Genomic DNA, 15,622 nt, shown 5'->3' with positions numbered 1-15,622 from the left:
TATTGTGAGGTTATTTTTAATGATAGTTGATATTTTTAAGCGTGGAAGAATTTCCTTAAATACCTTGATTAAAACAGAAAAAATGGTAATAAATTAAAAGCCAACTGGCATAAATTTCACTAAAAAAAGGCAGCAAAAATGAGTAAATACAAAATTGCCCATCTGCGAGAGCAGGGGCAAAATATGATTATTATTCCTTTAGATGATAATTTTGAATATAAGACCGACAATGAACAATTTGAAATTGTAGATTCTTTACAGGTCTATGCAAGAAGTGCTGGTTTAGCTGGTACGGTTGTTCCAGTGTGGCTGCATGGTCGTCAGATGAAATTTATTGCACCACGACCATGGCATCCATTTTTTAAATCATTAACTTGGAATGATGTTTTAAGAAATCTGAATAAAGAACTTACGTGTGGTTAAGTAAGTCTTCAACTTGTAAAAGCGCATCTTGTAACTGCGCTTTTACGGCTTTTAATACTTCAGGGTCTAATGGAGTAAGACCAATTTTTTCACCTTCAAAATTGCAGCGCGAGAACTGTGTATCACCATCAATTTCAATGATTAAACGAGTATTCTTTGACATTAGATTACTTCTTAATAGGTTAAAAATACATTCTGTAAGCAACTCGATTATCTGAAAGCTGGAATGATTTCCTTATTTCCTCATCAAATAAGCGGGTGGTGCACCATGCCGTTTCTCTTCATTTGCAGAGTTTGAAGACATGGATTGCATGAGTGGACTACCAGGCATATTAATGACAGGTTTATTCTGGCTGGTAACATTGATCAATGTTTTGATGCTGCCAATTAACTCTTTGCTGTACTGGTTATTTGTTTGTTGCTCAGCAATCATTTGATCATACTTTGCTTGTGCATCTAATGCAGCTTTAGCATTATCGTTGCCAAAAAGAGCAAGTGTTTTGGTGATGGTTTCCCCAAGCTTGTCATCAAATTTTTGGCCCGTTTCAGTGGTCATATATGCACCACGAACACCTGTTCCTATGCCATAACCAACACCACCAGCAATAGCAACCTGTCCAGCAGTACTCATAGCACCTGCTGTAAGTAAACCACCACCAGCTCTTGCAGCCGATGCAGCACCGCCAATGACTTTACCTGCACCACCTTTACCACCACCTAAAACAGTACCTACAGCTCCTGCTGCTGCCACGGCAGCCAATGCAACTGACGCTGCATAAGCAGAAGCAGCTAATGTTTCATTTTCTCTAGCTACATCTGTGATTTTTTCTTGAAAAGTGCCTAGTGGTCCAGATACTGCATCATAAGCTTTTGATTGAGAAAAAAGTTTTTCTTGATCCATAGCTATTTTTTTTGCGAAACCACCTTGACTAATCAAGTCATATTCACTGGCAACAGTGCCACCTGCATTAGGTAAAATCTCCTTCATTTTACTTAAATCATCTTTTTTGTAATATACGGCCAGAGCAGCCATAAGTGCTTGCCGATCTGCTAGAAACTCGCCTAATTGACTGCCTGAAGCAATATTACTCATATCTTCAAGTATGGATTTACGTTGTTCATTATCGGTTGTGTTCGCTATTTTTTTTTGTAAATCCTGATATTGAGAATTACCTTGAAGTTGACGCTCTAACAACTTCACAAAAGCATCGACACCATAAACACCTTTTTCACGTTCTGCCATTGAATAGGTTGTCCAATCAAATTCCTGACCAACCACTTTACCTTTTTTATTTTTAATTGCTTTGGTGGGTAAACCATCCGTATTATCTACTGCTTTAGCAACAGCAGTTGAAAAATCAGTACTGCTTAATTTACCCAAAAGGTTAACAAGGTTATTACCACCTTCATCGGTTGTAGCTGCTGTAGACATTGCGACTTGGTTCATTGCAACCAATTCTACAAATCCTTTTTCACCAGAATAACCTGCTGCTTTTGCAGCAGCCATTTGCTGTGCCAACCATTTCGCCTGATCTTTATATTCGAAGCTACCTAGTTGCGCACCACGAACAGCAATATCATGTCCTTTTTGCAAGTCAGTTAAACCAAAATCCTGCATGCGGACAGTAAGGGTTGCAGCATCTTTAGCATCAGCATCAGCAGAGAAAGCTGTTTTTACTGCCGCCTCTAATGCTGGTCCTACAGTATTCAAGTCATACTTCCCTGAAGCAATAAGTGCATTTGCTGCCTCCGCGGCATCTTCACGTGTTCCACCTCCATTGCGAACAGCCGTTTTAATATAACTATTAAGAGTCTCTCTGCTTTTTAATCGTTCAGCAGTAGAGAGCCCTTGTCCACCTGTTGCAGTAGCTGTTATGTATGTCAGTTGTTTTTCGTAATCACGTGGCTTCTGTAATGCACTGGAAATAACAGCACCACCAGCAACAGCAGCACCACCAAGCGCTACACCTTTTTGCCAGAATGAAACGGTTTGCTGGGCTTCTTGCTTGGTTTGCCGACTCGACTGCGCAACCTGTTTCATCCAGTTCGCCATTTGCTGAGCACTGGCTTGTTGTTGTTTTAGTTGTTGGCTTTGCAACTTGGTCTGAATTGATTGCTGGCGAAGCACCCCTTCAAGCATCCGGTTGGTGCGTAATAAATTTTCACCTGCGCGTGCCGTATTGACAGTGGCTTGAGTTCCAGCTTTCGCTGTTTGTACAAACTTGGCATTAGCGGAACCGATCTGTGTCCATTGCTGATTAATTTTAGTTGTCGCTTGAATTTGCTGATCGGAAATTTTTTTCATTTCCTGACCCGCATTGCCTTTAATCTGCAGCGTTAACGAGACCGTAGTATTTTTTCCGCTCATAGTTTATGCCTTTGGTTTTGAATGCTTGCGAACAGTTGAAACATAGGTGGTATTGCCAGATGATTTAGGCACATTAGATTGTTGTGGAACAGCGTTAGATTCACGAGGTTTATTCTGATGAGTATTGTCTAGCCGCTCATCACTAAGTAGTGCCATGGCCAAATGTAGAGGCATATTTTTGGCCTCTACATAAGGTATGCCTATAACGAAAAGGGCACGAATTAACCGTGCCCTAAGTTTTAGCTCTCGGCTTGCTCCTTTGCTTCAAGCTCTTCTTTTTTTCTATTCAAATAGTCCAGGTTGGACTTAGACGAATGCCCAAGCATGTCATAAGTAATCTCATGCTCTTGGCCGTCCTTATCGACCATTTTAGTCATGGCAACCAGATCACCAATGCCAATATATTGCCCTGGCAATAGCTTCGCTTGAGCATCATAGTATTCAATTGCCGTAAGCTGTTTCATGACAATTTGCTTACTTTCAATTGTAGTTTGACCCACCAACTTTTTTAATGCGACAGGCAAGGTGCCTTCAATTTTGAGCTGATCCATTACATGCTCTCCTTAAGCATATCGAGAGCAAACATAGACAGGTTACGACGGGTTTCACCTTCAACACTGTAAGACTCGCTGACTTCACTTGTAGAACAGTCGATGTAAGTTTCACGGAATCCACCAGAAGGGGATTCAATAGAGATACGTGCATCTACAATGTTGTCCCAATCCACGGTGTCTTTACCATCCGGGATAATCACTGCAGCATTTAAAGTATATGATTTAACGCCGCTAGTACGATACTTATTACGACGTTCACGGTTCATTGTGGGTACTGGACGACGGCCTGTTTGTTTTTGTGTTTCACATGAGGCGCAGTCATATTCTTTGCCATCCACAATCAGGACGATTGATCCAACAGCTTCTTCAGCCATTTTTAAAGCCTCTTATTAAAGATGACCTACTTTTGCAGACTTTGATATGTATTTGATGCGGAAATATTTCCATAAAAAAACCACCCGTGAAGGTGGTTTTTTAGGTCGATAAACGTAGTGATCAATAAACATTTAATGTTGCAGCAACCACATGCATACCACGCACCCAGTCCGCTGGAATCGAAGCATTCACACGATAGCGATCCGTTGCATCTTCAGTAACTATAAGTTCATCAGCTGTTTCTTTCACATTCTGCAGAATTTCAGCATGGTCTAGTTTTAATGCCTCAGCCAGGAAGATTGAACGCAAGTTACGACGCTGGGCTGCGGTATTTTTACGACGACGTTCTTTAGAAGCCGCTGTACGCATGACTTTACGCACGTAATCAATGGTTAAAGCACCGTTGATGTCCAGCATTAAATCATCAGCTAAACCGGTGTCCGGATTTTTCCGATAGGTTGATACGGCACGAACAATTTCAGGTTTACCATCAGCACCAGTAGCAATCACACAGACACCTGCTTTAAGAGCACGTTCCTGGCGTTCAAAAGTGAGTTTATAGCGGTCTTCAACTGGCTCAACCCCACCCAAATTTCCCCCGTTGAATGGCACAGCCGGGTCGTTAGAGTCAGCCAATGCAGCGGCCAGTGCTCCAGCAATTTCAGCCTCTTGACCTGTGGCACCATGATAACAGGCAACAACAATTCGATAGCTTGTTTCAACTGGAGCCTGGGCAGCAAATGTGGTTGCTGCATCAATATCCGTAAAAGGAATAACCAAAATAGCCGGACGTTGTTCAATTGCATCACTGACAAAGTGTAAATGGTCAGTCCATGCCATGGTCTGATCACCTACAGTCGGTGCGCTATTTAAGGCAATAATGGTATGGCCCAAGGGTGAAATGATGTCTAAGGTTTCATCTACATCAATAAATGGCACTTGAGGATCTGTATTATCCACTGCCAAAGTAATTGCATAGGCATCAACCAAACGATTCGTTTTAACAGCAGCTTTAATCATCTTGCCGACTTTACTGTTGGCAACAATCTTATCTGCTGCATCAGGTTCATCATAAATCGCAACGGGCTGAGCCATTACTTTTGCATCGTCGGTCACAAATAAAACTTTATGTTCATTTGATGGAAGACCGGCACGCTGCGTATTGATATTTACGTCAGTATAAATACCTGGTGTTTTAATACCTGCTTGAACTGGCGGCATATTTATTATTCCTTCAGATTGACTAAATCACTTTCATCAACATGCGTATCATTAGGCTGAAAGTAATAATCAAAATTAACTTTATGGATTTCAGATTCAGTTGCCGCTTCTTCACGGTCCCGATCTGAAGCAGTAATGGTGTATTGCGTCGTGAGTTCTTGAGACAACACACTGATTGATTGGCTGCGAGTTTTTGTATTGAAAATGGTTTTAGTTTTGCCAAGTTCTAAAGGACTCAGTCCTTTCACACCTTCAGATGACAAATCATTCCCGATCAAAAGGTTTTGAACGTGATGAAGCATGGCAAAGGTGCCAATGTCTGAACCTGCACCATGACGTCTGGCTTCTTCATTTCTAACGGATTGAGCACCCACTAGAACCACAAAAGTAACAGGGTATTCAGTTTTGTTATGGCTGGTTTTTTTAGGTGTTCCAGAGCCTACGAAAGCCACCCAGATAGCAGGGAAGTGATTCACGATAGTGGAGATATCGTCATCAAATTCACCGCCATAGGTTTTAATTTCCCGAATCCAATCCCATGCTCTGCTCTGAACCTGTTTTGCAAGCACATCTTTAATGGCTTGCTCAATGGTGCCTAAATCCAGATTCACCATCCACGACCTCCGAAGTCATGCCGTCCAATGTTCATCACCACGCTATTATTTGAAGTTTTTACTGGAGTGCTTTCACCAACGGGTGAACCACCTAAAGCAATCGTTCCTTTTGAAATTTCTTTCAAGGATTTAACCGCATTTTCATAACGGGTTTTAATGGGATCATTATCTGACATTGCCCCGGTGCAGGCATGGTAGCGTGCCATGTGGCACGCTAAGGACTTAAGAAATGGCGGCACAGTTTGCAACGGCAGGGAATAACGAGCAGCAATATAACCTTCGATTTCACTGTTTGCTTCATCCATCGCAGCATTCAGCTTGTCCATGTTAATTACATCTTGATAAGGCTTTTCATTGTCCGTAAGGCCAATGAGTTCACGCTCACCAAATTTTTCCGTCATTGCTTCAAGCGTTGCAAACATGGCCGTACTCCTTATGCTTCAGTACCATCAGAGCCGTAGGCCAGCTGCCAGTGACCATACCCAGCTTCACCACGGGCTTCTGCACCAAATTTGAATTCACCTTCCATGAAGACTGCATCAGATTCAGCGGTGGTTTGCTGAACAAAATTAGGCTTTTTACGTGGTTGATAAATGAATGGCTTAAGCGGTTTAGAGGTATCTATCAAGAACCATGCATTTGGGTCTGTTAAACGGCCAGACACTTTTACTTTTGCTGTACCTTTGTAAGGGTTTGGCTTACCATCTTCGAGTTGCGTCACCGTCATTAACGCATTGGCGATGTCTTCCAGTGCGGGTGGCACCAGTAAGATGTTTGGACGTACATTGAGTGGGCGGCCTTCTTCATCCTTTAAAGACTGCATTTGAGTACGTGCAGCACCATATGAAGCTTGAGCTTTGGCAAAACTTTCAATTGAAAGTTTTTTAGTGCCTTTGTTGGATGCAGTTGACTTTCCGTTGGGATGGTTGGTTGCAAAGAATGCTTTACCGTCATAGCATTTTTTCGTAAAACCGCCATTAACTGCACCATAGACTAATTCGTCTGGCCACTGCTTTGCTGCATAACCTGCACCTTCAGCTTGAGCTTTATAAATGCCAAGTTGATCATCTTCAAGGTCATCACGACTTACAGCAATGGTAGTTTCGTATGGCTTATTCACAATTACATAATTATATTCAGACAGCTTCTTGACTTGCTTTTTACCAACCCATTCTTTCATGCCTGGGAAATTAGCTAACCAGGTATAGTCATTCGCTTTGGTTGTACTTGGAACTTCTGTAGCAATTTCAGGCCATTCTGCTTCACCAGCAGAGAAAGCGTTTGTGAATGCCGAGTTAAGGCTGACAAATAAGCCTGCAATTGTTGCACCATTAATTTTCATGCTACCCATACCCCTTCAGTAGTTACTTCTAAAACCACACCACATTCTGATTTTGTGTTTGTGGCTGATGTTTTGCAGACCGTTGAAGCATCATGGATATAACACTTCTTACCAATTAAGGTTTGATCTACCGCATCTGCACTTGAGTTATCCAATAAAAATGCAGCATGTGTACGCACTAAAACAGATACATCACCATCTGCACCACCAGTGTTATCAATGGTTTGATCTGCAATCCCTAAATAAGTTAGACCCGTTGCCGTTTTACCTTCTTCAGCAAAACCGGTTGATCCTGCCACGACGATGAAACCAGCACGAATAATGGCATTGGCTTTCAACTTGACAGAAATAAGACCCAAATCACGACGTGGGGTTTGGCGGTCTGACCCGCTTAAAATACTGCTCATGCATTTGCTCCTGGTAATTCAACACCCATTAAACGTGCAACTTCTAAAGCTTCAGGTGTGTAAGCTGCTGTTTGGGTATTTGCTGCAATATTGACGGTTTGGGTCTGCTGCTGATTCAACGCCGCGATTTTGGGTAAGTCCCCTAAATAAGACTTCACAAATTCCGGATTGGTTTTGGCCTTGTCCTTGACCCAATCAATCGTGGCCTTACCTGTTAGACGACCGTCAGAACATGCCGCTAAAATCAGGTCATCCACTTCTTTGGCCTGTGCATTTGCAGCTACAGAAGTTGCCTGAGCCAAAGCTTCTTTATGAACTGCCATTGGCACATACAGCATTGGATCTGGTTCAGACTGACTGTTTGCAGCCACTTTTAATTGTTCAATTGCAGCGACTGCATCAAATAAGTTTTGAGCATTAGCAGCAACGGTAGTGCCTGTTGTTTCAGTCAACTGAGAAGCGAGTTTGTTGAGTTCTGCAATAATGTCATCAGCAGTTGCAGAGACAGGCAGATTCAACATCCAACGCAAGCGTTCTAATAATTCTTCATTCATTTCTGAATCCTGAAATGTTGATAAAAAGTCTTGAGCAGCTGCTGCAAGTTTGGCTTCAGGCAACTGATCTAAATTAGGTTTGTTGGTAAGCGCAACACTATGCAGTCCGATAACTGCACCGGTTTTGTTGTAAAAGAGCACTGGAGAGATGTATTTGTATTCACCCGAAGCGATAAAGTTTTTCGCTTTATCGGTCCATTCAAATTGAGTACTACATATTCCGACTCCTTCTACATAGACAAAACCATTGGGTTTTAACCATCCAGCAGCAGGAGCAGGCTCACCAGTTTCAATTGCTTTTAAAGTGGCATGCTCATAATCAATGACCATGTCAATGTGTCGTTGATTCAGTACAGCGACAATTTCATGACCACGCTCCGGAGTTAAAATCCATGTCGGTGCATCAAAGGGACGACCATCAATGCCACTGAATTCACCCTCGGGTATAATCACGAAATGTTCAGACTGTGCTGATAAACTCATTGAGCAAGCAGCAATCAATGTTTTAAGCTTCATACTTCTGCTTCAGGTTTTAAGAAGTTTGAGTATGAAAAAAAAGGAAGGGCTTTAGAGTTGGAAGAATTTCCTTATTTTGCGTATTTTTCTATTTAGCGTTGTAAGGCGATTTAAGACACAAAAAATATTTCATTCAAGATTCATCGAATCTGTTTTCAAGAGATGATTAAAAACAATCTAACGGCTATCTAACGCTATATTTAATTCAATCGAGTAGCTTCTGATAAAAATAATCTACATCGTCATAAATGGCATTCTCTGCCTCCGGTTGCAAATTGCCATTTTCATCCATAGGCATAAATGAACGCGCAGGGATATTTCCCCAGGGAATTGGTCCACCTCGTGAGGACTTTCCATACTGACCTTGTTTGGCACCAAATTGATGAGTTGCTGCCTTGGGATCAGCAGTACTAATACTGGCTTCAGTATCGTTAGAGTCTGGCTGAATACTGTCTCTAAGTTGTCCAGACTGGCTTAGAATTTTGCCTGGCTTACGTCTGGCCTCAGTAACTGGACTTAATCCAGCCCAAGCTGGGCGACCCTGGGCATCAAAGTTGTCTTCAACAATGGTGAGGAAGCTACCAGCAATTGCTGAAGTTAAGTCCTTCGGGCGGCTCAATCCCAAAGCGACTTTAGTGAACTTTCTGACTAACTCGTCATTATTGATTTGTATGATGCTCATAATCTATACTGAACTCTGAGATGGTAGTTTCCAAATAGAAAGGTTATGAATGCCGCAAGGCATTGATATTATGCTGTGCAAGTCGGCCGCCATCTCACTCTCGAATGACTTCATATTGTCCCGATTTGACCCCCGCTGAAATATCTGACTGTTTAACTTTAAAAATACTCACAATTTCAATGACGCCATTTTGAGCGCGTAAAGAAAGCTTAATGACTTTTTGCTCCTCACTATCCATACCTCTAAGCACATATAAAACACTGTCATTGTTTACATCATATAAAACAGTTTTTACTTGAGCGATGAGCAGCGGCAGCTCCTGCCATTCCGCAGTACTTAAAGCATCTCCAGCGGTTTCATGCCGTTTTGCTTTTTTGCCAATCAATAAACGGTCAGCAATGGTCACGATCGGGCTTTCTATTGATTGGCCTTTACTTTGTAAAAACACAATATCTTCAGCCTGTAATACGCCTACAGTACTGGTTTTGCCCTGGGCTTTGCCAAAGCTCAGCGCATTATCAATAAAGGCATAATGCGCCTTTTGCCGAACTGGTGCTGTAATGATTTGCTGGACCTGTTTTACCCCCTGTTCATTGCCCAGATACTTGGTAGCACGGTTTGCCAGTACCTGATCCATGGCATAACTGGTCGCAGGCGAGTTATTAAATCCGGCAGCAGGGCTAAAGGTCAGTGTGGTGCCATCTTGAGTAGGAATGTCAAAACGTTGCCGTGTTCCATAAACATCTGCTCCCGTAAAACTGTCTACGCCAATTTTTTCAGAGTATTGGGTTTGATATCCTTCACTGCTTAAGATCTCTTTACCTTCGACTTCACTGGCTGATTTAGCAATGACACGACAGTTACAGCCAAACTTAGAAGGCGGATAGGCCACCGTCCAGAAAGGGTCATCTGCTCTTAAAATACGTCCATTCCAGGCTTTATGTTCTTCCCTGTAGTTCACCATAGTGATATGGCGGTATTCCCAGAATGGACGTGTTTCAGTCGCTTCCAGCATGGCCTTATAACGTCCAGCACTAAACGCTGAACGCATATTGGTATGGTAAATCGTGCGTAGCCGACGCGGTGATCCGAGCTGAACTTCCTGTTCCTGGCCAGCAGGATTGATCACAGTCTTTTTCCCCCACCAGCCTTTTTCCTGAAGTATCGGGGTAATCTCAGCCTGCCATTTTTCAAAGCTCTGACCTTTTTCCAAAGCAGTAATTAACGACTTTCGGATGTCCTGAAGTACATCCAGCTTGGCAACTTTAGCCACAGTAAATGCCCGGCTATGAGCATCATCCAAAGTCTGATGCCAGTCCCAGCCAATTTTGTAGCCTTTGGATTGCAGGTACTCAATAGCATCTGCAGGAGGCTTATTAAACAGGGCGTTTAATTCAGGACGGTGAGGGGTTGGCATTATTCAGCCTCCGCTTCAGCACTTAAACGGCCCAGCATTTCACATGCAAAAATCAGTTGAGTCAGCTTTTCCTGCAATGCCGGTTCATCATCATGCGGATGCAGATCCGACAGCAGCTGCAGTACTTCTTCCTCATTTCCGGTTTGTAATTTCTTGACTAAACCTGAAAGCCATTGCTCAGATACAGCCTGACTTTTTTCTACTTGTTCGTTTAATAGCAGTTGCATTGCCTGGTCTTCTAACGGGACGCTCACTGTATTGGCAGCCAGACGTTGCGTTAGAAGTTGCGGTAAAAAAGTATTGGCTGCAAGGTTAGGGGCGGGACTTGCAGATTGTGCAGGCGATTTTTGCAGAATTTCTTCCTGGTCATCTGCAGGCATCGGAATACCGGTTCGCTCATGTGCCCAGCGCAATGGAATTTTCATACCATTATCTACAAGGGCGCCAATGGATTCGCTAAATACTTTGAGGTCTTCTGTTTCCGTTAAATCAAAATAAAACTTTGGATAACGGTCTGGGGTGATATTGGGGTAGTTCAAACGCATGAGATGCGTCATCAGCGAATCATTGATAGATCGGGCAAGCTGCTTGGCATCCGATTTCATAATGACTTCAAACTGGTTTTCATGGGTTTGACTTTGTGCATTGGTGCTGGTCTTGCCATCAGCCTGGCTCAGCAATGTTCCACCCACAATGATTTTGGACTGGGTCTGCTCACACCATTTAATGAGTGCCATGTGATTGTCAGTATCACCATTGGCCGCATTTTCAAAATCAATGGTCATGCCTTTAGGAATGACGCCACCGGCATTACGCCCAATGCTCATCACGGCTCGAAGCAAAGTCATTTTCTCTTCAGCCGTTGCACCTTCAGGATATTTACCAATGCGGATCGGCAAGCCATAGATTTCCAAAAACTCCATGACATCACGGACACCATAATTCTTAAACAGGAACGGCCAGCTTAATACACGGTGCAGGCCTGAACGTGCAATATAGCCGGACTTGGCTTTGTGGCGGTGAATAAACCAGCCGAAGTCCCAGAACTCGGCACCCTCCATAGAACCATCATTCAGTCGCAGTTTATTTGGCTGATTGACTGGAGTCATGAAATTGCGTGCAAGCTGATGTTCGAAGCTTTCTGGCAGCCATAAATTACCTAAGCGCTGCCACTTAATTTCCTGGCAACTGTAGCCATGACCAACAGCATCCATAGCATCAAAAAGAAACATCTCAAAATCTTGGATTTCATCAATCCATTCATAGACTTCTTCTGCAATTTTCTTTTCCTGGTCAGAGGCATTTTTAGGTGGATTGACTCCCCATGGCAAGCCATTAACGCCTTTCTTACGTTTATCCATTTCACTAAAAATATGACCGTCACGTTCTTCCATATCTGCGAATAGATCGGCTTGGGCTTGTAAGCTGCCTTGTTCTGCACCTAACAGCAACTGGTGAAGGCGTGAAGGCGTTAAACCTACAACAGGGTGTTCTTGCCATTGGTTTTGAAACCATGCAACGTCAGCGGTTTGAGTGGTTTCTAACGCTTGTTTCTGAGATTTATCTTTTTTAGCCATAATAAAAAAGCACAATACGGATATTGTGCTTAGTTTGAATTAGCATTGTACAGTTTTGCTGTGGAAGTACTTCCATTAAGTTGAAACAAAAAAGCCCCCCATTTAGCGAAGCTTAATTTCATTATTTATTAGTAGGGATGTCCAATATTCCAACTATAAAAATTGAGTTGGTATATTTCGCTGCAATATTTTTATATTGATAATTTTCAAGTGCAATCCCGCAAAATCTTACTTTAGAGCCTTCAACAATGTTTTTTGTAGATTTTAATAGAACCGCTTGGTAGAACTGGGATGGCAATTTTCGATCAACTAAGGTTGCAAAATAGGAAACATTATCTTTATCTCGTATGGTATATATCTCAGATACACGAACATCGGCACAGATTTTTTTGCCCTTTTCGCTAAATGGGTCTTTTCTAAATTCGTTATAGGTTGTACTTGGAATTTTATCAAATGAACTCCATACCAAGTGATCTTGTGCCCACCAAATAAGGCCACTTGCACCCAGAGAAACACTATCTTTTTCCTTGTCCTGAAATTCCACTCCTAACTTGGGAGCTGCTCGGCTTACCGCTTCATCTAAGGTTGACGCAGAAGCAACATTTTCAGCGAACTTCTTATCTTTTTCTTCTTGAGTGAGTTCTTTTTCAACCTTTTTTTCTGACACAGCTGTCGGTTCAGCTTTACCTTCAGAATTTGAACACCCTGCCAATAAAACTAAACAAAATATGCTTGCTAAAATTGTACCTTTCATTACACCCTCATTATTTTCATACAAGATTTTGAATATTTTAGTTATTTTTTAAACAAATCAAAAGGTTTAAATACATCCAACATCACGATCCCAATCATAACCCTCATTATTCATTTCCAGTTCCATCTCATCCTTAGATGGAATCGCAATAAATTCAATCGCTGCACTTGGATTCTTGCTGGCATAGTCAGCAAGTAAGTGGGCAATCGCACTGTCACCATGTCGTTTTAATCCATCTGCACCAGTGGATCTCTTTTGCGGAATACGTGCTACACCATTCACCAAAACAAAGGCACGGTGGTCATCCATAATGTCCTTATCTTTTGGAATGATGGGAATATCACCATCTTCTAACGCTGCCTTAAAGTGTGGCGTATGCTCCCGATACCAGCCTTCACTTAAATGAATAGCTTCGATTTTTTCACCAAAGGCAAGCTGCATGGCTTCAGCCAGATAGCCACCGTTACCTGTGGCATCGTGTGCACCTTTGCTGAAATTTGGTAATGCCTTGGCAATGAGTTTAAACAGCTGCTCTTGCTGCTTGTACGGCATATTGGAAAGTTCAAGCACAAAAGGGCAGTGCTTGCGTGTGTCCTGGTATTCAATCAAGGGCCAGAACACGCACAGGTCAGAACGACGGGCAAAGTCCAGACCGTAGAAGCTTTTAACCTTCTTAGGCAATGAATCAATCAGTGGCTTGATCAAAGTCTCAAACAGCACTTCAATTTCAGTATGTCGTGACTCTTCAGACCATTGTTCAAAGTTCTTTGGTGCAGACCAGCGAATAATCGGAACTTCTTTCTGACGCTGTTCTAACAATGCCTGGCTTAACCAGCGGCCACCGCCTTTACTTGGAATGACATCCAGTTCTTCATCGGCTGCATCGCCATAGAAACTGTAGACATCATCCATCCATGTCTGTTCTTCATCCTTCTTATATTCAATGCCCTTACGCAAGCAAACACGCTGATATAAGCCCTGGTCCACAGCTTCTTTAAAAGTAGAACGGAACACATAACCTTTACGTTTACCTGCCCGAATTTCCTTGATCAGCTCATTGAATGGATTGTCTTCACCATCATGAGTACTGATCACGCGGACACAACCACCCCAGATTAGTAAGGCCATTGCTGACTTAAGAAGTTCGTCTAAGTCTTCATGGAAGGCTGCTTCATCCAGAATCACACGACCTTGACGGCCACGTAAGTTGGAAGGTCGGCTGGTGAGTGCTTCAATACGGAAGCCTGAATTTGGGAACCGGATAATGTACGTTTTAATTTCCTTATCGCCATCTTCCCAGATGCCTTCTTCCATTTCATCTGCAGCAAGGTTATAGGCACGCGCCCACATGGCACAGGCCTGAATAAACTCAACTGTCATATCCTTGTTATAGCCCAGGTAATAACAGTTCTGACCACCCGCACTGCGGTCACTGGCACACTCTAAAGCGGCATCGGCAGCTTCAGCCCAAGTCAAACCAATCCGTCGAGATTTCTCAGCCACTTTGAGCGGATTCTTATTGGCAATCCATGCTTGCTGATAGGGCAACAGGACTGCCGGTACTGAGCTATCAAAATCAGGCTGTAATAAATCTAACGGTTTGTTTTCGGTCATTTTTGAACAATACCTAAAATCTGGGCACGAATAGAGGCCGCTGTTTCAGCAGACAAGCCACCTTTTTTAACGATACTTTCAACCGCTTGAGCTGCTTTCTCGGCACGGTCACGGACGTCCAGCATCCATTTTTTCTGGTTCACAGAGGCTTTGGTAATTTCTGCAATACCTTTACCGCATTTGGCAATCAGTGCTAGACGGTCAGCCGGATCAGCATCAGGATCATTGGATTCTTGCAGTGCAATCAGCGCATTGAACAGCTCGGTCTGAATCAGTGATAGCACCGCTTGAGAACGTACATCGCCATCATCAGGTGCAGCATCTGCAATCAAAATCGCTGCTTGAGTACTGGCTTGCACGGCAGCAAGCTTCTGTTCAAGCTTTTGTCCATAACGGTGTACGCTAGACTTACTAATGCTGTAGCCACGTTCCATCAAGATTTCAGCAATCTCGACATAGCCACAAAAGCCTTTATCTTTGAACCAGGTATCCAGCCAAAACTTATCATCAGGATTGAGCTGATCAATTGCAGATTGCTTCGCCATTTATGCACCTCCCCAGTACTTCGCTGGGCGTGCAATCCCGGCAGGGCAATTCACGGTATATTCCACTACATCAATCCCGTTAGAATTAAGGACAGAGTGCCAATGTCCATCCGGTTGCCGTTCAATATCAACCAGTTCTTTATTTTCTAAATATGCCAACTGGGCATGTAATTCATTGGCTGTGGCATCTGGATAAATAGCTTGCACAACTGTTAGAACAAGTACATCCATAGCCCCCAATGGACGGGCATTGTTTAGTGCATTCAGTAACAACCAGCGCATGTTTTCCCGGCGGGCTTTTACAAGATCTGTCATGGTTTATTCATTCCTTGGCGTATTTGAACGTTCTCGATTTTTGAAGCCAGTGCATCAAGCTTGGCTTCAATCACAGTCTGACCGCGAATGTAGTCTTCACGGGCAACATAGGTATGTGGCAAATCAATCTGAAACTTATAGAACTTGCGTTCTAGATCACGGATGTCATCCGAGTTTTGAGCAGATTGCTTAGCAACATCTTCAAGTTTGTTTTGCATCACTTGAAAGTTGTTATTCAGGTTTTCTTCAATTCGACCCCATAAAATTTTAATGGTCGTAATAACTGTGCCTATGATCGAGATCAGGATCATGATCCATTGATAAGCTTCTAATTGAATCGCCAC

At 42.9% G+C, this 15,622-nt stretch carries 20 protein-coding genes; 1 reads left to right on the top strand and 19 read right to left on the bottom strand.

Annotated features, from left to right (window positions below):
* Nucleotides 1-138: 138 nt before the first annotated feature.
* Nucleotides 139-423 carry a hypothetical protein gene (locus I593_RS08830; protein WP_016167223.1) on the top strand — a complete coding sequence of 95 codons (285 nt, stop codon included), beginning with the start codon at nucleotides 139-141 and terminating at the stop codon, nucleotides 421-423.
* Here I593_RS08830 and I593_RS20640 read toward each other — a convergent pair.
* From I593_RS20640 to I593_RS08745, 19 genes are all read right to left on the bottom strand, one after another.
* Nucleotides 410-586 (bottom strand): hypothetical protein, encoded by a 177-nt coding sequence (locus tag I593_RS20640; protein WP_016167222.1) that lies wholly within the window; start codon nucleotides 584-586, stop codon nucleotides 410-412. The two genes, I593_RS08830 and I593_RS20640, sit on opposite strands and share 14 nt — an antisense overlap.
* A 72-nt stretch (nucleotides 587-658) precedes the next feature.
* Complete coding sequence (locus I593_RS08825) at nucleotides 659-2,791, bottom strand: phage tail tape measure protein (protein ID WP_016167221.1); 2,133 nt, start codon at nucleotides 2,789-2,791, stop codon at nucleotides 659-661.
* A 3-nt stretch (nucleotides 2,792-2,794) separates the two neighbouring features.
* Nucleotides 2,795-2,965, bottom strand: coding sequence for a hypothetical protein (locus tag I593_RS20635; RefSeq protein WP_016167220.1), 171 nt, complete (start codon nucleotides 2,963-2,965; stop codon nucleotides 2,795-2,797).
* Nucleotides 2,966-3,030: 65 nt separating this feature from the next.
* Nucleotides 3,031-3,342, bottom strand: a complete 312-nt coding sequence (locus I593_RS08820) for a hypothetical protein (RefSeq protein WP_016167219.1) — start codon at nucleotides 3,340-3,342, stop codon at nucleotides 3,031-3,033.
* Complete coding sequence (locus I593_RS08815; RefSeq protein ID WP_016167218.1) at nucleotides 3,342-3,719, bottom strand: hypothetical protein; 378 nt, start codon at nucleotides 3,717-3,719, stop codon at nucleotides 3,342-3,344. The genes I593_RS08820 and I593_RS08815 overlap by 1 nt, the downstream gene beginning before the upstream one ends.
* Before the next feature lie 121 nt (nucleotides 3,720-3,840).
* Nucleotides 3,841-4,650 (bottom strand): phage tail sheath C-terminal domain-containing protein, encoded by an 810-nt coding sequence (locus I593_RS08810; protein WP_026441125.1) that lies wholly within the window; start codon nucleotides 4,648-4,650, stop codon nucleotides 3,841-3,843.
* 296 nt (nucleotides 4,651-4,946) lie between these two features.
* Nucleotides 4,947-5,555 carry a phage protein Gp37 gene (locus tag I593_RS08805; protein WP_016167216.1) on the bottom strand — a complete coding sequence of 203 codons (609 nt, stop codon included), beginning with the start codon at nucleotides 5,553-5,555 and terminating at the stop codon, nucleotides 4,947-4,949.
* Nucleotides 5,549-5,977: a gp436 family protein gene (locus I593_RS08800; protein WP_016167215.1), complete on the bottom strand. Its 429-nt coding sequence runs from the start codon at nucleotides 5,975-5,977 to the stop codon at nucleotides 5,549-5,551. Before I593_RS08800 ends, I593_RS08805 begins: the two co-directional genes overlap by 7 nt.
* 11 nt (nucleotides 5,978-5,988) lie before the next feature.
* Complete coding sequence (locus I593_RS08795) at nucleotides 5,989-6,897, bottom strand: Mu-like prophage major head subunit gpT family protein (protein WP_016167214.1); 909 nt, start codon at nucleotides 6,895-6,897, stop codon at nucleotides 5,989-5,991.
* Nucleotides 6,894-7,304, bottom strand: a complete 411-nt coding sequence (locus tag I593_RS08790) for a hypothetical protein (protein ID WP_016167213.1) — start codon at nucleotides 7,302-7,304, stop codon at nucleotides 6,894-6,896. Before I593_RS08790 ends, I593_RS08795 begins: the two co-directional genes overlap by 4 nt.
* Nucleotides 7,301-8,374 (bottom strand): phage protease, encoded by a 1,074-nt coding sequence (locus I593_RS08785; RefSeq protein WP_016167212.1) that lies wholly within the window; start codon nucleotides 8,372-8,374, stop codon nucleotides 7,301-7,303. The genes I593_RS08790 and I593_RS08785 overlap by 4 nt, the downstream gene beginning before the upstream one ends.
* Nucleotides 8,375-8,579: 205 nt before the next feature.
* Nucleotides 8,580-9,056: a phage virion morphogenesis protein gene (locus tag I593_RS08780; protein WP_016167211.1), complete on the bottom strand. Its 477-nt coding sequence runs from the start codon at nucleotides 9,054-9,056 to the stop codon at nucleotides 8,580-8,582.
* Between the two features lie 94 nt (nucleotides 9,057-9,150).
* Nucleotides 9,151-10,473: a phage head morphogenesis protein gene (locus I593_RS08775; protein WP_016167210.1), complete on the bottom strand. Its 1,323-nt coding sequence runs from the start codon at nucleotides 10,471-10,473 to the stop codon at nucleotides 9,151-9,153.
* Nucleotides 10,473-12,050 carry a DUF935 domain-containing protein gene (locus tag I593_RS08770; RefSeq protein WP_016167209.1) on the bottom strand — a complete coding sequence of 526 codons (1,578 nt, stop codon included), beginning with the start codon at nucleotides 12,048-12,050 and terminating at the stop codon, nucleotides 10,473-10,475. Before I593_RS08770 ends, I593_RS08775 begins: the two co-directional genes overlap by 1 nt.
* A 121-nt stretch (nucleotides 12,051-12,171) precedes the next feature.
* On the bottom strand, nucleotides 12,172-12,804 hold the full coding sequence (locus I593_RS08765) for a hypothetical protein (RefSeq protein WP_016167208.1): 633 nt from the start codon (nucleotides 12,802-12,804) through the stop codon (nucleotides 12,172-12,174).
* 66 nt (nucleotides 12,805-12,870) lie between these two features.
* Nucleotides 12,871-14,418, bottom strand: coding sequence for a hypothetical protein (locus I593_RS08760; RefSeq protein WP_016167207.1), 1,548 nt, complete (start codon nucleotides 14,416-14,418; stop codon nucleotides 12,871-12,873).
* Complete coding sequence (locus I593_RS08755) at nucleotides 14,415-14,963, bottom strand: DUF3486 family protein (protein WP_016167206.1); 549 nt, start codon at nucleotides 14,961-14,963, stop codon at nucleotides 14,415-14,417. The genes I593_RS08760 and I593_RS08755 overlap by 4 nt, the downstream gene beginning before the upstream one ends.
* Nucleotides 14,964-15,278 (bottom strand): hypothetical protein, encoded by a 315-nt coding sequence (locus I593_RS08750; RefSeq protein WP_016167205.1) that lies wholly within the window; start codon nucleotides 15,276-15,278, stop codon nucleotides 14,964-14,966.
* Nucleotides 15,275-15,622, bottom strand: coding sequence for a hypothetical protein (locus tag I593_RS08745; RefSeq protein WP_016167204.1), 348 nt, complete (start codon nucleotides 15,620-15,622; stop codon nucleotides 15,275-15,277). Before I593_RS08745 ends, I593_RS08750 begins: the two co-directional genes overlap by 4 nt.

This window comes from Acinetobacter tandoii DSM 14970 = CIP 107469, from assembly GCF_000400735.1.
Taxonomy (GTDB): Bacteria; Pseudomonadota; Gammaproteobacteria; order Pseudomonadales; family Moraxellaceae; genus Acinetobacter; species Acinetobacter tandoii.
Note: the sequence above shows the minus strand (reverse complement) of the source record. Positions and strands in the feature narration are given on the sequence as shown.

Coding starts and splice junctions, on each gene's coding strand:
- I593_RS08830 (WP_016167223.1), top strand. CDS start 139: ATGAGTAAATACAAAATTGCCCATCTGCGAGAGCAGGGGCAAAATATG.
- I593_RS20640 (WP_016167222.1), bottom strand. CDS start 586: ATGTCAAAGAATACTCGTTTAATCATTGAAATTGATGGTGATACACAG.
- I593_RS08825 (WP_016167221.1), bottom strand. CDS start 2,791: ATGAGCGGAAAAAATACTACGGTCTCGTTAACGCTGCAGATTAAAGGC.
- I593_RS20635 (WP_016167220.1), bottom strand. CDS start 2,965: ATGCCTCTACATTTGGCCATGGCACTACTTAGTGATGAGCGGCTAGAC.
- I593_RS08820 (WP_016167219.1), bottom strand. CDS start 3,342: ATGGATCAGCTCAAAATTGAAGGCACCTTGCCTGTCGCATTAAAAAAG.
- I593_RS08815 (WP_016167218.1), bottom strand. CDS start 3,719: ATGGCTGAAGAAGCTGTTGGATCAATCGTCCTGATTGTGGATGGCAAA.
- I593_RS08805 (WP_016167216.1), bottom strand. CDS start 5,555: ATGGTGAATCTGGATTTAGGCACCATTGAGCAAGCCATTAAAGATGTG.
- I593_RS08800 (WP_016167215.1), bottom strand. CDS start 5,977: ATGTTTGCAACGCTTGAAGCAATGACGGAAAAATTTGGTGAGCGTGAA.
- I593_RS08795 (WP_016167214.1), bottom strand. CDS start 6,897: ATGAAAATTAATGGTGCAACAATTGCAGGCTTATTTGTCAGCCTTAAC.
- I593_RS08790 (WP_016167213.1), bottom strand. CDS start 7,304: ATGAGCAGTATTTTAAGCGGGTCAGACCGCCAAACCCCACGTCGTGAT.
- I593_RS08785 (WP_016167212.1), bottom strand. CDS start 8,374: ATGAAGCTTAAAACATTGATTGCTGCTTGCTCAATGAGTTTATCAGCA.
- I593_RS08780 (WP_016167211.1), bottom strand. CDS start 9,056: ATGAGCATCATACAAATCAATAATGACGAGTTAGTCAGAAAGTTCACT.
- I593_RS08775 (WP_016167210.1), bottom strand. CDS start 10,473: ATGCCAACCCCTCACCGTCCTGAATTAAACGCCCTGTTTAATAAGCCT.
- I593_RS08770 (WP_016167209.1), bottom strand. CDS start 12,050: ATGGCTAAAAAAGATAAATCTCAGAAACAAGCGTTAGAAACCACTCAA.
- I593_RS08765 (WP_016167208.1), bottom strand. CDS start 12,804: ATGAAAGGTACAATTTTAGCAAGCATATTTTGTTTAGTTTTATTGGCA.
- I593_RS08760 (WP_016167207.1), bottom strand. CDS start 14,418: ATGACCGAAAACAAACCGTTAGATTTATTACAGCCTGATTTTGATAGC.
- I593_RS08755 (WP_016167206.1), bottom strand. CDS start 14,963: ATGGCGAAGCAATCTGCAATTGATCAGCTCAATCCTGATGATAAGTTT.
- I593_RS08750 (WP_016167205.1), bottom strand. CDS start 15,278: ATGACAGATCTTGTAAAAGCCCGCCGGGAAAACATGCGCTGGTTGTTA.